General features: G+C 43.3%; 12 protein-coding genes. 3 read left to right on the plus strand and 9 right to left on the minus strand.

Translation table 11 applies throughout. The features are described 5' to 3' along the window. Positions 1-102: 102 nt before the first annotated feature. Positions 103-1,059, minus strand: a complete 957-nt coding sequence (locus tag CLV25_RS06795; RefSeq protein ID WP_131838885.1) for a carboxypeptidase-like regulatory domain-containing protein — start codon at positions 1,057-1,059, stop codon at positions 103-105. Between the two features lie 844 nt (positions 1,060-1,903). On the opposite strand from CLV25_RS06795, the gene nhaA reads away from it, so the two are divergent. The 3 genes from nhaA (at position 1,904) to CLV25_RS06810 (ending at position 5,803) form a co-directional block, all read left to right on the plus strand. Next, positions 1,904-3,061, plus strand: coding sequence for a Na+/H+ antiporter NhaA (gene nhaA / locus CLV25_RS06800; protein ID WP_131838886.1), 1,158 nt, complete (start codon positions 1,904-1,906; stop codon positions 3,059-3,061). A gap of 470 nt (positions 3,062-3,531) precedes the next feature. Further along, positions 3,532-4,320: a TolB-like translocation protein gene (locus CLV25_RS06805; RefSeq protein WP_131838887.1), complete on the plus strand. Its 789-nt coding sequence runs from the start codon at positions 3,532-3,534 to the stop codon at positions 4,318-4,320. 196 nt (positions 4,321-4,516) lie between these two features. Then, a complete protein-coding gene (locus CLV25_RS06810) occupies positions 4,517-5,803 on the plus strand; it encodes an OmpA family protein (RefSeq protein WP_131838888.1) in 1,287 nt (428 codons plus the stop codon). A 98-nt stretch (positions 5,804-5,901) separates the two neighbouring features. Here the strand turns inward: CLV25_RS06810 and CLV25_RS06815 are convergent, their stop codons facing one another. The 8 genes from CLV25_RS06815 to CLV25_RS06850 all read right to left on the minus strand — a co-directional run bounded on the left by CLV25_RS06815 (position 5,902) and on the right by CLV25_RS06850 (position 23,490). After that, positions 5,902-8,112: a GH92 family glycosyl hydrolase gene (locus CLV25_RS06815; RefSeq protein ID WP_394345237.1), complete on the minus strand. Its 2,211-nt coding sequence runs from the start codon at positions 8,110-8,112 to the stop codon at positions 5,902-5,904. 41 nt (positions 8,113-8,153) lie between these two features. Then, positions 8,154-9,131, minus strand: coding sequence for a glycoside hydrolase family 130 protein (locus CLV25_RS06820; protein WP_131838890.1), 978 nt, complete (start codon positions 9,129-9,131; stop codon positions 8,154-8,156). Positions 9,132-9,476: 345 nt separating this feature from the next. Continuing rightward, positions 9,477-10,808: an MFS transporter gene (locus CLV25_RS06825; RefSeq protein ID WP_131838891.1), complete on the minus strand. Its 1,332-nt coding sequence runs from the start codon at positions 10,806-10,808 to the stop codon at positions 9,477-9,479. 122 nt (positions 10,809-10,930) lie between these two features. Then, positions 10,931-13,171 carry a DUF4838 domain-containing protein gene (locus CLV25_RS06830; RefSeq protein WP_131838892.1) on the minus strand — a complete coding sequence of 747 codons (2,241 nt, stop codon included), beginning with the start codon at positions 13,169-13,171 and terminating at the stop codon, positions 10,931-10,933. A 250-nt stretch (positions 13,172-13,421) separates the two neighbouring features. After that, the gene (locus tag CLV25_RS06835; RefSeq protein WP_131838893.1) at positions 13,422-14,990 is read right to left on the minus strand and encodes a RagB/SusD family nutrient uptake outer membrane protein; all 1,569 of its coding nucleotides are present in this window, start codon (positions 14,988-14,990) and stop codon (positions 13,422-13,424) included. A gap of 17 nt (positions 14,991-15,007) precedes the next feature. Next, positions 15,008-18,358 (minus strand): SusC/RagA family TonB-linked outer membrane protein, encoded by a 3,351-nt coding sequence (locus CLV25_RS06840; protein ID WP_243649605.1) that lies wholly within the window; start codon positions 18,356-18,358, stop codon positions 15,008-15,010. Between the two features lie 387 nt (positions 18,359-18,745). Beyond that, entirely contained in the window at positions 18,746-20,377 is a 1,632-nt protein-coding gene (locus CLV25_RS06845) for a RagB/SusD family nutrient uptake outer membrane protein (RefSeq protein WP_131838894.1), read from the minus strand. 11 nt (positions 20,378-20,388) lie between these two features. Continuing rightward, a complete protein-coding gene (locus tag CLV25_RS06850) occupies positions 20,389-23,490 on the minus strand; it encodes a SusC/RagA family TonB-linked outer membrane protein (RefSeq protein WP_131838895.1) in 3,102 nt (1,033 codons plus the stop codon). Positions 23,491-23,569: the final 79 nt, after the last annotated feature.

A 23,569-nucleotide genomic window follows, 5' to 3' on the forward strand; every position in this document is an offset into this window, starting at 1 on the left:
ATAAGCTTCATCGTTGCCGATTCCACCTATGCCCCAAGCTCTACACAGTCTATTTTATTCAAAACACGCAATTTTTCATCTGTATATTCAGCTAACGCCGCTCTACAGCTTCTCCATCTCAACGTTTACCACCGAAAACTCCTTAGGATTTACGTAAACGGTAAGTTCCTGGCTCTTGTAGCCGATCTTCGATATGGTTAGCCGGTAGGTATCCGGCTTAAGGTCGCGGATGTTAATCTCACCATTGCTGTTGCTCAGCTTATCGTAAACGACCTTTTCTTTGGGTACCGCATTAGCCTTTATCGATTTTGCCGAAGCATTCTTTCTAGGTGTAGCAACCTTGTTGGAGTAGAGCTTAATCGAAGCATTGGCTAGCGGTTGTCCGTTAAAGAGTACCGTCCCGCTAATGCCCGATTGCTGCTTCTTGGTGGTAACCAGCTTAACGGCAAAGTAATCGCGGAAAAGGTTTGGCATAAGCACCTTATTTATCTCAACCTTTTGGTTTAGTTTCTCCAGCCGTTCCAGTATGCCCTTATCGATATTCTCTCTTTGTCCTCGTATCTCCGAGTAGGAAAGCTTGGTAGCCGAAAGCTCCTTCTTAATGCTCGACATCTGAGCAAGGGCTCCCGATAGCCTACCTATTTGCTCCTCCGTATAGCCATACTCCAGCAGCTTTGGCTTCTGCTTTTGCAAATCGGCGTTAATAATTTCGCACTCCTCCAAAAGCTTATCATCGCTCATCTTTTCCAGCTTCGTTTTCACCTTCAGATTTTTCGAATCCGCTTCGGCATCCGATTTAATCGACTCTAGCATGTAGCTTCCTTCAACGGCAAGCACCGAGAGCTTTCCTAAATGTGCTTTACCCATTCGCCGCTTATCCTCAACCTCCTTCTTTACCAGTGTAATCCTCATGTTAGTAGCTGCTCGGCCGTTTATTTCCGAAAGAATGTTTTCGGCAAGCGATTTTGTTTCGGCATGGTCCTTGGCTTCTGTCGAGTTGATAACGATGTTGCATTTCGACTCAATGCTCTTTCTTAGTGGTTCTTGTAAATACCTCATATTCTAGTAGGTTTTAATTATACGTTTCAATTTACGACTGGCGAAAAATCGATTTCAAGTTAATTTACTTAGTTTTTTTATTTTTATTTAAAAATACGGTAACTACACGCGGTTGAATGTGTAAAAAGCGGCTCAGAAAGGGCTCTGTACTCGCCTAATTTTTATCACGAAAAAGGGAGTATGCTATTAAGTAAGCAGCAATATCTTTTACTATTTGTCAAAAACAGCTCTAGGATTCATGCGAAATGAGCTTTTAGCTCGCAAAAAGCATAATGGAATTGATAAAAACGAGAAAAATATTGGCGAAAGCAATACTAAGATTTGTGAGAAATGCGCTTAGGATTGGTAAAAATGCTATTAATATTAATGAAAACTTGGAAAAGTACTATTGAAAACAGCTCTAGTAATTGCTGAAAAGGGCATTAGATTGGCAAAAAGTAGGTAATGCATTTGCGAAACTCAGCTTTGCTTAGTAGGATTTGAGCTAAGGTTGGTCGAAATAGTTCTTGAATTTGGACGAATTGCTGCAAGCAAGTAGGAATCTCATCTCAAAATACGAGAATAGTGAAACAGGAATGGCTGATAGCAGCTAGATATTTGGAATTGCATGGATAGCATCCCAATTGTCGATTAAGTACCTATGCTACCTTCAAGCAACGATTTTGGTATGGTTAAGACTGCAGCTTATGGGTATTCGTGCCTTTCACAGCTGTTCCTACGAAGCTTTTGTAAAAGCATTCATTATTTTATATATTTAGGCTATCATGCATTATTTGCGGGTTTTACCCTAGCCCGGTAGTATCCGCAATCCTAGGCGCTGCTGACCTTAACAAAGAGGAATGCTATGAAGCTCACAAAGCTATACAACGAATTCTTTAAAAGCGAAAAAAAGGGTGGGTTAATTCTCGTTTTTGCAACGACCATATCCCTTGTTCTTGCAAATTCTGCTTGGAGTGAGGATTACATCAGCCTTTGGCAGGCAGACTTAGGCGGGCATAGCATTATTCAATGGATTAACGATGGGCTAATGGCCATCTTCTTTTTGCTGATTGGCCTAGAGCTGGAGCGAGAGTTTTACTGTGGAGAGCTTTCCGATATAAAAAAGGCCTCTTTGCCTATTGTTGGCGCAATAGGAGGGATGCTTGTTCCTGCTGCATTGTACCTACTGCTTAACTTTGGAACCGAAACGCAAGCAGGAGCAGGAATTCCAATGGCAACGGATATTGCTTTAGTTTTGGGCATCCTATCGTTGTTAGGTAATCGTGTTCCTGTTTCATTGAAGATATTTTTGACAGCCTTGGCGGTAATCGACGATTTGGGAGCAATTATCGAAATTACAATATTTTATTCGGGTACTGTTGTTTTTTCGAACCTACTTATTGCACTCGGTACGTTTGGCATCCTTGTCGTTCTAAACAGGCTTAATGTGCGTAACCTAATTCCGTATCTGGTAGGTGGAGTGGCAATGTGGTATTTTATGCTGCACTCTGGAGTTCATGCCACAATAACAGGAGCTATGCTGGCGTTTGCTATTCCATTTGGATACTGTGGCGAGAAGTCGCCTTCGAATATTCTCCAGCATTACTTGCACAAGCCTGTAGCCTTTTTGATTCTTCCGTTGTTTGCAGCGGCCAATATGTGTATTCCCATTGGCGAAGGCTGGCAATCATCCTTAGTGGACGCAAACAACCTAGGAATTGTTTTAGGATTGGTTGTCGGGAAGCCTTTAGGCATTTGGCTTTTCTCGTATATAGGGGTTGTTCTTGGTTTTTGCGCATTACCTTCGGATTTGAAGTGGAAGAATATTGTTGGTGCAGGTTTTTTAGGAGGAATCGGCTTTACCATGTCAATTTTCATTGCGATTCTGGCATTTGATGACGAGACCATCGTAAACAGCTCCAAAATTGCAATCATTATTGCGTCGATTCTTGCAGGAATCATCGGATTACTAGTTCTTAGGTTAACCTTAAAGGCACAAGTAGATAATAATGAAGGCGTCTAACAGAGTTCAAGTTTGGGCTATGATTAATTTCTGATAGGCTTTGATCTGAAGGTAAGCAATGCCAGTTAAATTTAGCCCTTTAAGGATGTGCTTGCTTTTGCGGAAGTTTCTGCTTCGTAGGCGTAATTAGGAGTTTTTTAGGTTGGTTGGTGATATTATTGTATAATAAAAACTTGATTTTAAGCATGAAACATTACTTCCATTGTATAATCTTTGTTTGTGGTTCAATGCAACGTAAGATAAAGTTGTTATCTGTTTGCTCATTGCTTCTGTTGCCTTTTCTGTTGCTTAACGTTATCTCGTGCTCAATAGTTCCAAGAGGAACAAATATAAGAAACAGCTAATATCTTGACCAAACACCTCCCAAGGATAGCGCATTACTATTTGCTCCCGGAATTGTATCGACAGGTACAAACGAGCGCGATCTGGCAATTACCCCCGATGGGAAGGAGATTTTCTTCTGCCGCGAGGTGGGAGGCTTTAAGTACAATGCCATATTCCACACAAAACAGGTTGATGGGGAATGGACTAATCCGGAAGTTTTAGAGTTCTGCAGAAATACATCTTATAAGTACCTCGAACCTCATCTTTCTCCCGACGGTAGTAAGCTATACTTCGTATCCAACATGCCAACAGGCTCTAATAAAGAGGATAACTTTGACATATGGGTATCAGAGAAAAAGAATGGAATGTGGACTAAACCGTATAATATTGGTGCACCAATAAATACCGAAAGCAAAGAATTCTTTCCTTCGGTTACAACAAACGGGACTATCTACTATACCCATCTCGACACTGTAGCAAAGGATGAATTTATTTACCGTTCGAGATGCATCAATGGCGTTTACCAGCAACCCGAGAAGCTAGGGCCAAACGTGAACATTAGTAAGGCTCGCTTTAATGCGCTTATTGCTCCCGACGAGAGCTTTACTATTGTTCCAGCCTTTGGCATGCCCGACAGCTTTGGTGGTACCGACTACTACATTGTATTTAGAGATTCGTCGGACAAATGGAGCAAGCCAATTAATATGGGACCTAAAGTAAACAGCGATAATCCGAAGGAATGGTCGGCATCGCTATCGCCAGATGGAAAGTATCTCTTCTTTATGTCGGCACGAATGGGTAACTACAGCATAGATGTGCTAAGCAGAGAAAGCATTAATCGTTTCCATAACTCTCCACAAAACGGCAATACCGACATTTACTGGATAAGTACATCGGTTATCGAAGAGCTTCGTAAGAAGGCTGTATTCGATTAATTGTTTATCAGCTCCTATTCCGATTTGACGTTTTGTGAAAGCAAAGGCTTACCTATTGCAACAGAAATCCATATTCGCACCTCACTTAACCTAACCCGAAAAAACAAATCTACATTGCCATTGTTGTAAGTAGTATGGTTCCGCTTTTTTGTGCCGGTACTATCACCGTGCCTTTACTTTGTAAAAACAGCGCGCTATGAAATCAACTACATTACTCCTTATCTGTACGATGGTGATCGCCCTTTCGGCAAGTACGAATGCGCAGCTTCTTGAGAAAACGATAAAGAAGGTAGGAAAAAAGGTAGAGAAAGAAGCGGAGAAACGTACCGACCAGAAAGTTAACAAGGGCATAGACAAAGCCTTCGATAAGGCCGAAGAAGGCGTAGATAGTACCGTGAAAGGTGACGGCACAAACAATCAGAAGCAACCGGCACAACAGGGGAAACCCAAACAAGGTGCAAGCGCTACAGGAGAACAGCCTCAAGCTGTGCTTACATGGGCAAAGTACGACTTTGTTCCAGGCTCCCAAATTATATTTGAGGATAATCTACAGGATGAGCAAAACGGGGAATTCCCCAGCAAGTGGGATTTAGTTTTTGGTATTGTGGAAAATGCCAATCTCAATGGAGATAATGTGATAATGTTTAGGAAATGCAATATCAACGCCTACGATGGTATCGTTCCCCTAATGAAAAACAGCAACGAAGACTACCTACCCGACGAGTTTACCATCGAATTTGACGCCTACTACGAAAAATACAATAACTCCTACCGCATATTTTTGCTGGATGCTAAAAACCAGAAGAACCTGGATAAGAGCAACAACCTTAGCAGTCGGCATTTCCTCCGTTTCGACCAAAATGCGGCCGATGGTAAAAATATAGCCAAGGGTTTTTATCCCGGATTCTCCAACGCCGACACAAAATCGATTCCCGGATGGCGGCATATTGCCATATCGTTCAACAAGCGTGCACTAAAGGCCTACATCGACGATGCTCGCGTGATAAACATCCCAAATGTCGATTTTAATCCGGTTGGTTTTACCGTTGGATTCCACAATCCAAGTGGTAACATAAACGGATACATCAAAAACGTTAGAATTGCCAAAGGGGCTGTGCCACTTTACAGCAAGATTCTAACCGATGGAAAGTTTGTGACTACCGGAATTAAGTTCGATGTGAACCAAGCCACCATCAAACCCGAAAGCATGGGTACCATAAACTACGTGGTTAAGATGATGAACGATCACCCCGAGCTTAACTTCTGCGTAGAGGGGCATACCGACAGCGATGGTGCCGATGCCGCCAACAAAACCCTATCCGAGAAACGTGCAGCAGCAGTACGCAACGAGCTGATAAACCAGGGCATTTCCGCCAATCGCCTAACTTCTAAAGGATGGGGCGAGAGTAAGCCAGTAACCAGCAACGATACGCCCGAAGGGAAGGCTCAGAACCGTAGGGTTGAGTTTGTAAAGGTAAAGTAGTATCACACCAGCTCATAAATTCTTTGTTTATTACTCTATAGCGTTTAAACGACAACGGCTGCCCAATGAGCAGCCGTTGTCGTTATAGATTATTCAGATTACTTAGTTCTCTCCTCAAGTATCAGCTTTAGGATTCCACCGTTAACCAAATCACGGTGCGCGATGCGGTACTTGTTAATCGGCTTACCGCCAAGTGTCATACTTTTAATGTACGAGGAGTTGGCTGTTGGACGCGCGGTTTCGATAACCAGCTCCTTCTTGCCGCTGTACTTCGGATCAAGCGTAATGGTTACTTTATCGAATGCCGGAGTGGTGAGCGTGTAGTATGGTTCTCCGGGGCAATCGGGGTAGAAGCCCATCATGCTAAATACTGCCCATGCCGACATGGTTCCGGTGTCGTCGTTGCCGGGGATGCCGTTGGGCTTATCGGTAAAGTACTTGTTGAGCAAGTGCTGCACCTGCTGTTGGGTGCGCCACTCCTCGCCCTTAAAGTAGCTGAAGAGGTATGGGTAGGCAATATCCGGCTCGTTAGCAGGATCGTACAAGCCTTCGTCGAACGTTTTTTGCAGTTTGGTGATGAAATTCTTCTTACCACCCATCAGCTTAGCGAGTCCAAACACGTCGTGAGGCACGTAAAACGTGTAGTTCCAAGCACTACCCTCGTGGAAACCGGGGCAAGGCTGGAAGTTCTCACCCTCGCGTGGATTGAAAGGCTTGTAGAAACTTCCATCGGGCAGCTTAGGACGAAGCATCCCGAAATCCTTGCAGAAGTAGTTTTTGTAGCCCATCGAACGGTTGAAGAATAGCTTAGCATCATCCTTCTTACCCAACGAATCGGCTAAACGCGATAGGGCGTAATCGGCAATGTAGTACTCCAGCGCGTGCGATACAGAGTTGTCGTACTGCTCGCGAAGGGGAACGTAGCCCAGCTTCAGGTAGTCATCGTTATCGGGACGCATCAGGTTCTCGTTGCCCGGAAGGGTAGCCGACTTGCGCATAGCCTCGTAGGCAAGGTTGATGTCGAAGCCGCGAATGCCCTTCATCCAAGTATCAACAATAACCGGAATGCTTGGATCGCCCTCCATGGTGTAGGTTTCTCTTCCGAATAGCTCCCACTTAGGCAACCAGCCATTCTCGCGGTACATGCCCAGCATGGTTTGAACCATTCCCAGCTGCTTCTCGGGATAAGCCAACGTTAGAAGCTGGTGGACGTTGCGGTAGGTATCCCACAACGAGAATACGGTGTAGCGGTTTCCGTTGGTGGTGAGGATTCTGTCGCTCTCCATGGCGGGGTATTGCCCGTTAACATCGTTAAGGATGTTAGGATGGATGAGCATGTGGTAAAGCGCGGTGTAGAAAACCGTCTTTTGCTCCTTAGTCCCTCCTTCTACCTTAATGCGCGAAAGATCGTCGTTCCAGCTTTTGCGTGCGCTGGCGCGTATCTCGTCGAAGCTGGAGGTTGCCTGCTCCTTATCGAGGTTAAGGCGAGCGTTGGCGATGCTCACAAACGAAACGCCCATGCGTACCACCACCTCTTCGTCCTCGTTGGTGTCGAACGAGAAGAAGGCGCCGATATCATCACCTGCCAATTCCTTGCCGTAGGTGGTGTAGAGCTTATTCTTGCCGCTGGTGTTGTCCCAATTCGCCTCAACGCCCATGGTGCGCTGCTTCTTCCAGTAGCCCATCTGCTTTGGCGCCTTGCTGATGCGCATAACAAAGTAAATGGGGAATACAGCCTTAGAGTTGTAGCAGAAGGTTCCAAGGAGCTTCATCCCCTCAACCTCGGTATCGCTAACCTTACGGAGCATTGCACCGCTCTCGTTGGTTAACCCTTCGCCAAGGTTTAGCAGGATGTGGCTTTCGCCCTTAGGAAAGGTAAAGCGCGATATGCCGGTACGTGGTGTTGCCGAAACCTCGCACTTAATTCCGTACTTGGTAAGAAGATTGGAGTAGTATCCGGGAGTTGCCGTTTCGTTGGAGTAGGCGCTTCCGTAGCTCTTATAGTCAACATTAAGCGCTCCGGTGGTTGGCATCAGCAGCAACGAGCCCAAATCGGGACATCCAACGCCGCTGAGGTTTACATGCGAGAAGCCTGAAAGCACAGAGTTGGTATGCTCGTAAGGAGTGGAGAACCATTGTGCATCCTTGTCGAACTTATTTTGTGCCGATCCCATAACGTTGAAGGGAACTACCGACATCAACCCGTTTGGGGTGACGGCACCAGGATTGGTGGTGCCGTAGTTGGTTGTTCCTATAAAGGGATTGACAAAATCAACAGGATTAAAGGTTTCCTGAGCAAATGAGGCCATCGAAATCAGCACAAATGCAACGCTGGTTATCCATTTTAATCTCATACTATGCTCGTTTTTTTGGTGAACTCAACAATCTCGGGGATATACCCAAAGGCCAAACCGGTAACGGTATCGGCGCAGCCGTAGTAGATTGCGATACGTCCTGTTTCATCATCATGAAGGGCGGCGCAAGGGAATGTTACGTTTGGAACGTCGCCCATGCACTCGTAATCTTTTTGAGGAGAAAGCAGGTATGGACCAGAACGGTACTTTACCTTCCAAGGTTGATCGAGATCAAGTAGTGCCGATCCGAAGCTATATACAAATCCGTTGCAGGATGCTAGTACACCGTGATATATTAGCAACCATCCTTCGGGAGTTTCGATAGGAATAGGACCTGCTCCAATCTTGGTGCATTGCCAAGCGCTCTGCTCGAATGGTGCAGGAGACATTACATGGCGATGTCTTCCCCAGTACTCTAAATCGGGAGATTCGCTATAGAAAATATCTCCGAATGGAGTATGCCCATTATCGCTAGGACGGCTTAGCATGGCAAAGTTGCCGTTGATCTTCTTTGGGAAGAGTACGCCGTTGCGGTTAAAGGGAAGGAATGCATTCTCGAGCTGATGAAAGGTTACAAAGTCGAAGGTGTAAGCTACGCCAATGGTTGGTCCATGGTAGCCATTGCACCAGGTAACATAGTAGCGATCTTCGATCCAGCAAACACGTGGGTCGTAACCGTAAACCCACTCACCTATCTCGGCATCGTCGCAGGTAAACTTAAGCGGCTCCTCGTTAATCTTCCAGCTTACGGCATCGTCGCTAAAGCCAACGTGTAGGCGCATGCGACGGTTGGTGTCGTCACAACGGAAAACTCCAGCATACCTATCGCCAAAGCATACAACCGCACTGTTGAAAATGCTATTTGAAGTAGGTAGTAGATTGCGAGGAATGATAGGGTTCTGCGAGTAACGCCAAACTACCTCTTTAGAGCCTTCGGGACGATCTTCCCAAGGCATGGTTAGCTTCTGAATCATAGTAGTGTTTGAATTTAGTCTTTAAAATCTCTGTTCAATCTATTAATAACTTCTACAACCTCTGTTAGTCTGAAGTTGTACCTCATACGAACAGAGTTTTTTTAAACAATAACCGTATAATAATGGCAGTTTATCCCCTCCTTGGGAGGGGTAGGGGTGGGTTTTCACTTCTCACCCACCCCCTGCCCCCTCCTTAGGAGGGGATAAGTAGTTTCAATCATACGCTAGTGCTTTCTAATAATTCTTTCTCTTCAAAAAAAGTTTACTACATTTCCTTGCTTAATAGGCACAGCCTCAGCCGAACATAATAATCTTTGTTCATCATTTGCCTATGACATTAGACACTTACGTTGAGCTGACATCACTTGCATATTCACCTACAAGAGTTTTCCTCTCTTCATTGCTCATGGTCCCTTTTGCTCCGTCGTTATTGGTAAAAGGCACCAGCCAAGTTATGGCAAATGCCGGAATAGTAGCAATCAGCACCCAAATAAAAAAGTTCTGGTAGCCCAACCAATCGCTAAGCAAACCGCTCATCATCCCGGGAATCATTACCCCGAGATTCATGATACCCGTTGCAAAGGCGTAGTGGGCCATCTGGTGCTTGCCCTTGGCCACCTGCTGCATCATAAAGAGCATCAGACCAACAAAGCCAAATCCATAGCCAAGGTATTCGAATACAACTGCCATTCCGATAGTCCAAAGGCTGGTAGGCTGATAGATGGCGAGCAACAGGTAAACCACAAAGGGGATATTGAAGGCGCAGCAAAGCGAAAAGAGCACCTTCTTAAGACCGAAGGCCGAGATGTAGTACCCTGCCAACACCGAGCCTAGAATAAACGCCGCAGCTCCGTATGTTCCGTAGATCAGGCCAATATCCTTAACGTCGAGCCCTAGACCTCCGCTGGCAACGGGTGCCTTAAGGAAGAGGGGAACGATCTTCATGGCAAAACCTTCGGCAAAGCGGTAAAGGATTATGAAGGAGATATACCAAACCACGTTACGTTTCTCGAAGAATGAGCGCAGAACCTCCCATAGCGTTTTGGCAGCGCTGCTTGCCGTTTGCTTGGTTGTAGCCTTTGCCCCTCCCGATGGTAAAACCTTAATATGGTAAAGCCCCATACAGGCCATGATGGCTGCAAAGATCGCCATAATCACGATCCAAGCCGAGGCGATGCCCATAGTATCTTTTAGGTAGCCGGCGAAGTACACCAACCCGCCCGAAGCAAGAATCTTTGCAAGGTTGTAGAAGGCTCCCTGCCATCCAATGTAGCGTGCCTGCATGGTATCGCTCAGCTCGGCCATGTATACGCCGTCGGTGGCAATATCGTGAGTTGCGCCGCTAAAGGCCACCACACCCATAAGGGCAATTGCATAGGTAAAGAAGTTTGGCAACGGCAACGAGAGCGCCACCAGCGCAAAGGCAACGGCTGTTACCAGCTGCGTAGTTACCACAAAGAACTTTTTGGTCTTAAAGATTTCGAGAAACGGACTCCACAGCGGTTTCAGCGTCCAGGGAAGCATAATTAATGAAGTCCAAAAGGCGATTTGGGTGTTGCTGATCCCCATATCGGAGAACATCAGAACCGAAACAGTGGAGAGCGCCACAAAGGGCAATCCCATTGCAAAGTAAACTGTCGGAACCCAGAAGTGGGGTTGTATGTTTTTCTTAAACATTGATATAAAATGGTGCTAATTAGAGGTATTGCCAATAGGCCAAAGTTATATTCATCCCTCATGAGGAGAAATCGGCTCGGCGAAATTAGTAATGTTTTTCTATTAGGTTAACCCCTATAACATTAGTAAACAGAAATCTCATCTACAAAGAACCAAGAGGGATGGCCAACGCCGTAGTGCCACGATGGGCACTCCTTGGTGGCAACAACATCGACCTTAATGTACCTTGCTTTGATTGGAGTAGCAGAGGTGCTCTTTACGCCCTTAAACTTTACCTCTACCGACCTGTCTTCGGGTAGGTTGTGCACCTCCCAAGTCGTAAAGTTCACCCCATCGTTGGAGTAGGAATAGGTTACCTGAGTAGGCAACAGAATCCATTGGCCCAGCTGATGGAGAAAGTCGGCTTCGACAGAGTGGAATTCCTTAACCGCTCCAAGATCGACGGTGAAGGAGGCATCCTTGCCTTCCCAGCCAACCCAGCTCTCAACAAATGTCGATCCGCCGAAGAGGCCGTCGGTGAGCGCAACGTCGGAGATCTGCTTGTAGCGCCCGGTTGGCTCTGTTGCATAGATAACCTTAGCGCCCTCGGCTAAGCTCTTTTCGGAGCGAGGCATGTAGCGCTGGCGGTATAGCTGGCAGTACTCAACAGGCGAGTTGTTTCGCTCGTTAAGGGTAGGGACATCCAGCTCCTTTACCCTACTCTCGAAGAGGGAGAGTTGCTCGGTAATCTTATCCAGGTCCTTCACGCTCTCGGTTCGGGCAATCTCCAGCTCCGAGAACTGAAGGGGCAGGCGTGTGCGCCTTACCCTTTTCAGCAGCTGCTCATCGTTGGCAACGGCCTTCTCGGCCCCATCGAACAGAGCGTTATAGCGGCGCATCAGCTCCGGCTTAAGCATCCCCGCTTTATGGGATACCGGCGAGTCGTATATCCATAAACGCTTGCCGCTTCCCAAAAGCGCACCCTCCATCACCTTTACGTACTGGTAGATGTACGGTCCGGCAGCACCATAGTAGCCGTTAAGGAAGTGGTGCATCAACGAGTCGACGTTGGCATCGGCATTCCACATTAGCTTGGCAACCAGGTATGCCCTAAGCTCGGCAAAATCGCCACCCTTGCTGCCCGCAATCTGCGAGTGGTGCATGGTTGCGTGATGATCCCTAAACAGTTGGATGTTATCCTGCAGAATATGGAAGTTGGGGAACGGCGAAAGGTATCCATCGAAGTTGATGCCGTAGTCCCAAACAAAGATGTTGTTGGTGATGGCAGCCCATCCCTTCATCGCCTTTACGAACTGCTGCCCCGAGCGGTTTTCGGTTAGCGACACCTCCCTCTCGCAGTCGATATCGCAGAGCATGATGTTTACGTTGGGTAGCGGCTTAATGTGTGCCGGTGGATTCATGGTGTACAGGTAGGCCAGAGTCGAAAACTCCTTATCGGGGAAGCGAGCCGCCAGCTTGTTTAGGAACCAGATCAGACTTCCAGATAATGCACCTTCTCGATCGTCGATAGCCTTGCAATTATCGCAGGTACAGTTGGTGTAGTTTCCATCGTTCTGGCTAATCGAGATGATATGCTTATCAGGATTAGCCTTGAATATGGAATCAACCTTTTTTGCAACAATCTCAAACACATCCGGATTGGTAAGGCACCACTGACTGGCCTTCCCCGGATGGCGCTTGCCGTTAAAGTACGAGTAGTACTCGGGGTGCGTCTTGCCGTATACGTCGGAGGGCAGCAGCTTATCGAAGGTGTGCACCCAAAGGCCGGCAGCAAACACCTCCTCGGGCTCATCCATCCTATACCAAAGCTTGTAAATGGAATCCTTACGAGCCGCATAGCATCCGGTTTGACGGTAGCGGAAGGTTGGATTCTCGAAGGTGGAGATAACGGGTAGGGTAAGCGTCTTTGTCTTGGTCAACGAGTACTCGTTCTCGCCCCAGTAGTCGACACCAAAGTACTTTTCGAGGAGCGTTACCACTCCATAAATGGAGCCCTTATCGCCTCCGCCTATAATTTTGAGGATGCCATCTTTCGAAGAAAGTAGGAACCCATCCTCCTTTAAAAGCGATGCCTTTTGAACCTCATCGGCCTGCTTAACTACCGAACGATCGCCAATTACGATGTCGTTCTTACGAGGCTTTGCCTTTGCATCCTGAATTACCGGAAGCGTGCATCCGCTGATACGCCCCACAAAGTCGTTAAGCAGCACGGCGGCGCTACGATCATTCTTGCTGTCCGATGCAACCACAATGCGCGACATCGGCTTGCCCTCCTTCACCAATGCCACCTGCCCGTAAAAGGGGATGGCTGATATGAGCAAAGGGATGGCTATTGAAGCCACCTTACCATAAAATATCTTCATTACTCTCTCTTATTTCAATAAGAATACAATTATTTGTACTCTCCTTATTTGGTGTTGTAAGCTATGTTTGTTTTTACAACAAAAAAACTCATTCATATATGTAGGTAAGGAGCCGAGAAAATATCGGCTCCTTATTACCACTCTTATTTCCAATTAACCTCAGAATCAATACTTCTTTTTTTACGACAACCACCTGCAATCGCTGCTGTTGAATTTTATCGCGAAGTATAGAGGCTCTAACCTAAAACTACTATTTTACCTTTTTATCCCACCAAAGTCTTGTACTGTAATTATCAGATCCATTTAACAGCAGAACGGCGGTAGTATAGTTTATGCGATTGTTCTCTACCTCATCAGGAGGAAATGGAATACGGCTTGCAAGTTTTGTTGTTAAGGTAGGATCCCCACTACTATTTAACTTTACCGGCATAAAGCGAGGATATCCTGTTCGGCGCTGTTCGCTCCATGCTTCCAAACCAAGAGGCCAAATAGCTATCCATTTTTGGGTTATTATACGCTCTAAATTTTCTTCAAAAGGAGCCTCCGATACCCACTTTATCGTAATGGAACTTTGTGATGGTTCAGAATACAGTCCCTGAGGATCAACATAATCCGCAGGTCTAAAGGTGTCATTTGCGAGATATGCCTCTGCGCTTATCAAACCATACTGTTCGAATGACAGTTTTATCCCTTCTTTGTAAAGTTGCTCTGCAGTTTCCCCTACATTCCAGCCTCTAAGGGCTCCTTCGGCTAGCAAGAATGCGACCTCTGAAGCATTCATCCATAAGAGTTTATCCGTTGGATTTGCTACTGGTGCTGAGTACTTCAAAGCCCAAGCTTTGCTTGAAATTGAAATACCGCATCGTAAGCCAAAGTAGCCTTTATTGCCATTTATCTCGCTCAACTGAAAATATTTCTCCATTCTTGGGTCCTTATAGCCTTCCATGTAGGATACAATGTCCGCGCATACACGGGTATCGGTATAAGCATCCCACATTACATTTATTGGATTTCTAGGAAATGCTATAAATGCGTTATCAGAATTCTTTTTTATAACCCCAATGGGATGGATAATGGCTTCGATTACCATTCTCTTTGCCAACACCTCGTTGGCATAAACAATTCGCATCGCCATGCGTAGCTTTAAAGAGTTGGCGAACTTTATCCATTTTACAAAGTCTCCTCCATAAACCTCGTCATAAGCAGCTAGAGGATTCGTGCCTCTATTTTTATTGACATATTCGGTTAGCGTGTTAATAGCATCGGTCAAATCGGCAAACATAGCCTTGTAGACATCTTCTTGCGAATCATACTCAACGGATACAGCACCCCTTCCTGCTTTTGAATAAGGAATTGGCCCATACATATCGGTAATTCGATGAAATGCAGCAACCCTTAGTATTTGTGCCCATGCAAAGTATGCACCTTGCCCTTTAGTCTCTTTCTTAATTAGAATCCATGGGCCATATATTTTTGTAAAAGTTGTACTAAAAGGATAGCTTATCCAATAGTTTGGAGCGTTGAAAGTTGCAAAATTATTTTTCCATCCATCATTGGTAATGCTCATATATCTGCCATATACATCTCCTATCAAACTGTTGCACATCTGATAGTCGTTTTCTTGAACGGGATTTACCGATTCCTGCATCTGAGGAAAAAAGGCTCCAAGTTTATAGTTATCGCCATTCATTAAATCTGGAGTTAGCTGCGTTTCGTCGGCATTTAAATCGCGAAACATCTCTGAGCATGAAACGATGAGCATACAACCCACTCCGAAGAACAGCTTACTGAATACTCTATAGATGCAACTTTTATTCATAGTTCTGTTCTTCTTATTTAAAGTTGGAATTTCAAGCTGAAGCCTACTTTCCGTAGGCTAGGCTGCATAAAGTAGTCGATTCCTTGGTAGAAGGTTCCTGTTGATGGAGTTAATTCTGGATCAAAAGGAGCTTTGCAGTAGAGCATCCAAAGATTTCTGCCAACAAAGGATAGATTAATGCTCATTTTATTTCCAAACCACGATGATGGAAAAGTGTAGCCAAATCGAACTTCTTGCATACGAATATTTGTAGCACTATATACATAGTGAGAATAAACACCTCCCCGACCAATTGTCTCGTACCATTTCTGCGCATCAAACTTGCTATTGTTTACGGTAACACCACCATTGTCTCTTGCTACTTCTGTTTCTTTAGTTACACCAAAGCCATCGAGTACAGCTTGTGTTGCAGATATTACTTTGCCTCCAAAACGAGCAGAAAACATAAAGCTCAAATCGAACTTTTTCCAACTAAATTCATTGTTATAGCCCAGATTGCATTTTGGTAAAGATGTACCCACTTTACGTATTACATTAGCATCTACAGATAGGTTCCCATCGGCATCTACTACTATATTTCCCTTGTTATCTTTTTTCAACTCTGTTTTTGTGTACAAATCCCCTATTGTTCCACCTTCTGTTAGTATAATGTCTGATGATCCGATCCCTCCCTTACTTATTTTATCAATCCTAACAGGAGCCCCTGTTGGATCTATTAAGTTAGTATCGAAAAGTTTTACGATTTCATTTTTATTTTGACTGTACACAATACCCGAACTCCAGCTTAAATCATCCCAACTCTTTTTTACCTTTAGGGTAAGCTCAATACCTCTGTTTTCTACATTTCCAGTTTGTACATACCATGAATCGTAGCCCGACGATGTAGATATTGGCATGTTGAAGGTTTGCTTTGTAGTATTCGATTTGTATAAGGTGAAATCTAAGCTGACTATATTTTCAAATAGGGTTGAATTAAAGCCAACCTCCCAAGAATTTGTACGTTCTGGATAAAGCCTATCAATTGGCATATAGGTGGTTGTCTTCCATTGTCCTGTTGAGTTATCTTTTTGATATGTAGGTATGCTAATATATGGAGGTATTGCAGATCCTACGGAAGCCCACGAAGCCCTGATCTTTAAATAAGAAATGCTTTTTGGAAGAGTTACCATCTGATTTAGCAGCATGGAAAATCCTACAGATGGGTAAAAGAAGCTTTTTTTAGGCATGTTAACCAGTGTTGAACTCCAATCGTTTCGGCCTGTAAGGGTAACAAACGCCATGCTTCTCCACCCCAATTCAGCATTTGTAAAGATGGACGGCGTCATAATGTTCGAAGGCCCAATCTTATCAAAAATTTTAGAGTCTCTGCCCTGAATATCTACGTTATTTGCTGAAAAGAAATTGGGTACATCCTTTAGAGGTCCCTGTATCCCGAACATTTTAAGCTTGTTATACGAAACCGATGTCCCAATATTCGTAGAAAGGCTAAATTCTTTAGACGATTTGTTGATGTTTGCTATAGCATCTGCATATAGCTGGCGATCATCATCATTCTGATTCATATAAAAACCTTTAGGTCCGGCAAACAAACCTATCGTACTTGCATAATACTTTTTAGTATACTTATTTTCAGCATTGTCAACACGTATTCTTCCTGTAATATTTAGCCAGCTGTTTGCTAAATACTTCAGATTTGCATTAAGCATGTAGCGAGTTTTCTTATTCTCATAAATATTCCGATTAACAACCCAGTATGGGTTTTGCATGTTCAGACCTTGATCTCCATATGGCCAATACTGCACATAAATATTTCTATCAGAATTAAATCGCTCATAGTATTGAACCTCTTTAAAACTATCGCTCCGAGGAAAGGTGTAAATTGCCGTTAAGGGGTTAAAATATTTTCCTTGAGCCATCATATTCCTATCGTTCTGCATTATATAGGATAGGCCAATATCAAAAAGCATTTTGCCTTCCAGAAAAGATGAAGAGTTCCGGTAGGTAAAGTTGTACCTATTATACTTGTTGTTGGGAATAATTCCAGTCGAATTTGTTGTAGCTAAAGATATGTACGTTTGAGCCTTAGCATTTCCGATTGATAGTGAAACCGAATTCTGGACATTAACTCCTGTATTAAAAAAATCTTTTGGATTATATTCTGATTTTGTATTTAACTTTTGTCCCCAACTCGCATATATACCTTCGTTGTTGCCATAAGTATTCTGAAACCTCGGCATAATAAAGGGGGTCATAAAGTCGGTATTATTGCTGATGGTTAAATGCGTATTCCCAGCCTTTCCTGTTTTAGTAGTAATTATTATTACCCCATTTGCTGCACTACTACCGTATAAGGCAGCAGCAGCAGCCCCTGTTAGAATAGAGATGCTCTCAATATCTTCGGGATTGATATCAGAAATACCTTCTCCTCGGGGTTGTGAGGAGTATTCTCCTAACGTTTCTCCATTACTGGTATTAAGCATTGGAATTCCGTCAACTACATATAGTGCATTATTATTGCCGTTGATTGATTTTGGTCCACGCATTAAAACTTTTGTGGCTCCACCTATGCCTGCTGAAGAGCTATTTATCGAAACGCCCGCAATTTTGCTTGTCAACGAGTTTACAAAGTTCGGATCTTTTGCTTCTGTCAACACCTCTGAACCAATCTCCTGTATATTGTAGCTAAGTGCATTTTGCTTTCTCTTGATTCCTAATGCGGTAATAACAACCTCATTTATCTTTTTGAAATCTTCATTCAGGATTACGTTTATAAACGTTACATTCTTTACTGGTATACTTTGGGGTATAAAACCGATATATGAAATATTCAAGATATCGTCAGCTGAGGCAGGAATCGAAAAGTTTCCATTAACATCAGTTGTTGTGCCCCATGACGTTCCTCTAATGCTAATGTTTACTCCTATCAGATTTTCTCCTTTTGGATCTTTTACATTACCTTTTACCACATACTTACCCGCTTGATCTGCAAGAGGTATTCTTACCGATTTTTGCGATAGTATGATGTGATTCTCCTCAATAGAGAAGGTTAAGTTTGTGCCTTTAAGTAGCTTGTGCAAAACAGATTCTAAAGGTTCATCCTTTGCGTTAATTGAGACCAAGTTGGAAGGGTTTACATCTGTATTACTGTACACAACCAGCATTGAAGCTTGATTTCCAATATCTCTAAGAACGTTTCCCAGTGTAGTCTTTTTGTAGTTTAAGTTAATTCGAATCGTTTGACTTCTGGCTGTTAGTGAAGTAGTTAAGAGTAAAAGCAATAGAGTAGAGGGTAGGAGCAATTTTTTTGCTCTTGCCATTATTACTAAAATCCACCCGCTATACTTATTATTGCTTAATAAACTCTCCATTGCTTAAAATTGCATCATACGATGTATTACAGAATTGCAAATTGCAAAAGAATTATTCCCGTTATTAGCACGTTGCTATAGCACCATCAATTTGTGAACCAACGCTATTAGTAAAATCTAATAGGTTTGTCATCTAAGCGATACCTGCTAAAGTAGCTGTTTTTGTAAAAAGTCTCAAAGGTTAGCCGTTACACATTATCGTCAAAGCTATTTTGGGTAAGTATTTTGTGTGAACGAAACTAAATTCTTGTTGTACTTTTTTCAAAAAATTTGGAGGCTGACCCAATTGTTGAATGTGACCTAAATTCAAACACGCAACTTTAGGATTCAATTCATATTTGAGTCAGCCTCCTTTTCAAAGTAGGATCAAAAAGACTAATTTACGGATTAAAAGTTTGAAGATCCAGCATTAGTATCCCACCAAAGCATTGTGGCTGGAGAATCTTTTGCTCCTTTTAGTAGCTTAACAGCTTTTTCCACCTCTGCTTTATTGGTATTATACTCATCCTGTGGGAAGCGAAGCCTACGAATCATTACAGTAGAGCTGATTTCTCCGTTGCTGTTGTTCTCAACAATAGGGAATAACTTTGGATATCCAGTTCTACGGAACTCAGCCCAAGCCTCACCCCCTTCAGGGAACATTGCAATCCACTTTTGGGTAATAATCTTTTCTAACTTTACCTCGTTAGAAGCGCTTTCGTCCCATTTAACTGTAACCTTTGATGCTGCAGGAGCATTATATTTAGGATTCTTATAGTCCACATAGTTTGCAGGAATGCTTACTGCATCGTCAAGATACTTAGCTGCTCCGGAAACATCCCATTGTCCCATAGATGTTTCAACTCCCGATTGGTAAAGTTGAGCGGGTGTTCCTCCCATGTTGCTCCAGCCTCTTAGGGCTCCTTCGGCTCTAAGGAAGTACACTTCAGCAGCGGTCATCAGCGTAACTGGAGTAACATATCTATTGTTCATGTTAAATATTTCTCCAACATTCGAATACTTAACACGAAGTTCCTTGCTAGTCATGTAAATACCTTGGCGTATACCACGATACTTGCCATTAATGTTTGGATCAGAGTCTGTGGCTTTTGCAAAATACCTTTCAATACGAGGATCATTCAAACCTGAAAGAATAGATTCCATATCAGCGCTCATTCTAGAGTCGTTGTAGTCGTATGCAACAATCGTAAGAGGATGGCCCATATTTACGGTAGGTACATTTATATTTTGGCTATTCCTTTCAATAACACCGTACGGGTTGGTCATCGCCTTTTCACCTTCCATCTTTGCCTTTGCAGGATTTACCTTTGAGATACGAACTGCAAGACGAAGTCGTAAAGAGTTTGCCCACTGAATCCATTTCTTATAGTCACCCTTATAGATAAGATCGGCAGCACCTAATCGATTAACCGAACTCTCTGGTCCACTTAAGTGTGCATTTAAGTACTCTACTGCCTGATCGAGTTCCGAGAAAAACTGATTGTATATTGCCTCTTGTGAATCATACTCCGAGCTAACCGATCCCGAACCATATTTCGAGTAAGGAATAGGGCCGTAAAGGTCTGTGCAACGATGCATTCCTTCTACCTTTAGAATTAGAGCAACGGCATACACATCCAAGAACTTCTTTTGATCAAAGGTTAACTTTTTCACATTTAGCCAAGGCTTCATAATGTTGTTATTGTACAGGCCAAATGCAAACCCGTTCCAACCTTCCATCATGAAATAGTTGATGTTGTTCTTATCGTTATTGTATGGAGTTGGAGGGGTTAAGTAGCCTCCAAAAAGGTCGCTATTCAAGTTCTGAGCTATTTGCCACTCCCAGTTTCCTCCACTATTGTTATAGTAAATCGACTGCTCCATCTGAGGGAAATATGCTTTGAGATAAATCCAGTCGGCTTGTTTAAGATCGTCTGTTACAGCATATGGATTACGGTTGTAATCATCAAAGCTATCGGTGCAGCTACTAAAGCTAACTAGGAGAGTAGCTAGTGCTATTAAGTATTTTAATTTATTCATCTTCGTTCTTTTTAAAAGTTTACATTCAAGCTAAAGCCAATACTTCTTGTGGTAGGTAAACCGAAGTTATCTGCATTAGATCCACCATTTCCTGATGTTGTCAAGATGTTATCGGGATCATATGGAGCATCCTTATAAATAAAGAACAGATTTCTACCTACTAGAGAAAGACGAACTCCGCTTACAACTTTCAGCTTGCTTACAACAGATTGGGGTAGCATATACGAAAGAGAGAGTTCTCTTAGCCTGAAGTTCGTGGCTTTGTATACGTTTATCTCGCCTATTGGTGCAGTTTTGTAGTAGGTTTGGGCGTCAATCTTGCCATCAAAGTTAGAAGACGTTGTTACATCTGCCTTTCCGGTTTCTTTAACAACGGTATTCAGTACGCCGGTGATGTGTACTCCTTCGTTATCTCTTGCATCAGCAGTAACCTCGCTACGTCCTGCACCATCTAGGAAGTTTTGAGTCAAGGAAACAACGTTACCACCAACTCTTCCATCAACAAGTAGGCCTAGCGATACGTTCTTATATGTGAACTCGTTCTTGAAACCAAGCATGTACTTTGGATTTACGCTGCCTATCTTTTCTTCTGAATTGCTTTGAGATAGCTGTAAGCTTCCTTCGTTACCATTCTCAATTACCTTGGTCACAATGATTCTACCTTCGCTATCGCGTTTTAGTCGCTTTGCATACATAAGTCCCCACTCTTCGCCTTCATAGAGCCTGAACTTAAATCCGGCATTGCTCAACTCAAATCCGTTGTCCTTATATTGGCTTGGTAGAGAAATAATCTTATTGGTATTAAAGGATAGGTTTACAAAGCCATCCCAACTAAAATCGTTGGTTTTAACAGGGGTAAAGCCTAGCGTAAACTCCATTCCTCTATTACGAACTTCTCCTGCATTGATGTAGTACTTAGAGAATCCAGACCCCGATGTGTTATCTACCAAGAAGTATTGGTTCTTAGTATTTGTTTGATAAGCAGACATGTCAAACGACAACCTGTTGTTGAGAATGCGAAGAGTTAAACCTCCTTCAATAGAAGTCGAGCGTTCTGGTTTTAGATCGGTAAATGGCTTAACCGTATTAGCTTCAATAATGCCTCCATTGTTAATCTTATCGGCAGGCTCAGTTAGCCCCCAAGGCATATCGTTACCAACTTGGGTCCAAGAAAAGCGCATTTTACCGAAGTCTAACCATTCTGGATTTAGGTTCATATTCTTCAGTAGCTGAGAGAAAATTAGAGAAGCCCCAACAGAAGGATAGAAGTAGCTTCTGTTTTTTGCAGGAAGCGTCGAAGACCAGTCGTTTCGACCGGTAACATCAAGATATGCAACATCAGCATAACCTAACGATACAGTACCAAAAACAGACTGCAGCTGCTTGTGCTCTTTTTTATTAGTTGCATTTCCTTTACCTACAAAGTTTCGGAGATCAAATAGGTTTGGAATAGCAAGGTCGCCTAGGTCGTTATTTACAACATACAACTTGGTGTCATTAACGCTAGAACCAAGCGTAGCATTTACGGAGAACTTATTAATTTCTTTATTTAGCGATAGTAGCACATCGCCGTAAGCTTGGGTATTTGAATTTGTTTCGTAGTTATAGCGACCTCCACGACCTGCAATGGTTTCGATACCCGAATAAACCTTACGCTCGCTTAAAAGATTTGTTTTATCGTAGCTACCTCTAATTTGTAAATTTAACCAATCGGTGAAGTTGAACTTAACGTTTGCTTTAGTAATAACCTTATCTACTCCAACAGTGTATATATGTCTATTTACTAACCAGTATGGGTTCTTATTTATATCGCGTTCGTGGATCCAATTTTGCTTCATTAATCCATTTCTACTTGGATCAGGAATTTCGTAGGTGTCCTTATACTTGTTGAATTCGGATGTTCCTTCTGGATATAAGTATAGACCAACTAAGGGGTTAAAGTATTGACCAGGAGCTGCGGGTGCATTGTCGATATCCTGCTTTGTTAATGCAATGCTTCCATCAACTTCAACAAACTTATTGAAGAAGGTAGAGGTGTTCCTTAAGCTAAAGTTATGCTTAGTAAACTCATTCTTTGGAACAATACCCGAAGCAGAGGTGTTTTGGTACGAAATGAAGTTTTGAGAAGTTTTATTTCCACCACTAATTGAGATTCCGTTTTGGTACATAACTCCTGTATTGAAGAAGTCTTCTACGAAAGAGTTGCTCAAATCTTCATTTGTTCTTTTAGCACCCCATGCATCGTTGGTTTGATTCTTCTTTCCATCAACCCCCATGGTATACCTATCCTGAAACTTGTAGGTCAAATAGGGAATATCTGTTTGTATTGTAGAGGTAAAGCTTACGGCTGTTTTATCGGAAGCACCACGTTTAGTTGTAATTACTATTACACCATTTGAGGCTTGACTTCCGTACAATGCAGCTGCAGTTGCTCCTTTCAAAACGTTGATACTTTCAATATCGTCTGGATTAATACCAGCAAGGCCACCTCCTGCATCAACTCCACCTCCGTAGCCACCTTCGGCTCCAGTTTGAGAGAAGTTTCCGCTACTAATTGGGGTACCATCAACGACATATAGAGGTTGGTTATTACCCTGAATTGATCGGTTACCACGAAGTACGATCTTTACAGAGCTACCAACTCCCGAGCCAGAGCTTGATACCTGCATACCCGAGGTCTTTCCTGCCAGGTTCCCCAAAAAGTTTGAAGAAGGAACAGCCGTTAGCTCCTTACCCGATAGCTTTTGCGTTGCGTAGGCCAAGCTCTTTTCCGAACGCTTAATACCCATTGCTGTTACAACTACCTCGTCGATTCCTACGCTTTGGTTTTCTAGAACAACCTCAAAGTAGGTTTTGCCGTTTAATGGTAACATTAAGGTTTTCATTCCCACGAATGAAAACTGAAGAACTGCGTTTTCGTTTGTAACCTTTAGGGTAAATTTTCCATCAACATCTGTTGTTGTGCCTGATGTTGTTCCCTTCTGTGCTACCGACACGCCAGGAATTAAATTCCCATTGAGATCTTTTACAGTACCACTTACTTTTATTTGTCCCATTGCACTGGACAAAAAAGCAAGTAGTACAAACAGAATAAGACTAGCTTTTTTCTTCATAACGGTGTTGTTGTTTGATTAACAATAGTACAAATGGCGCATAAGCCACCCGTATAGCATTACGTATGTAGCTACATAT

It is taken from the genome of Acetobacteroides hydrogenigenes (genome assembly GCF_004340205.1).
Taxonomy (GTDB): Bacteria; Bacteroidota; Bacteroidia; order Bacteroidales; family ZOR0009; genus Acetobacteroides; species Acetobacteroides hydrogenigenes.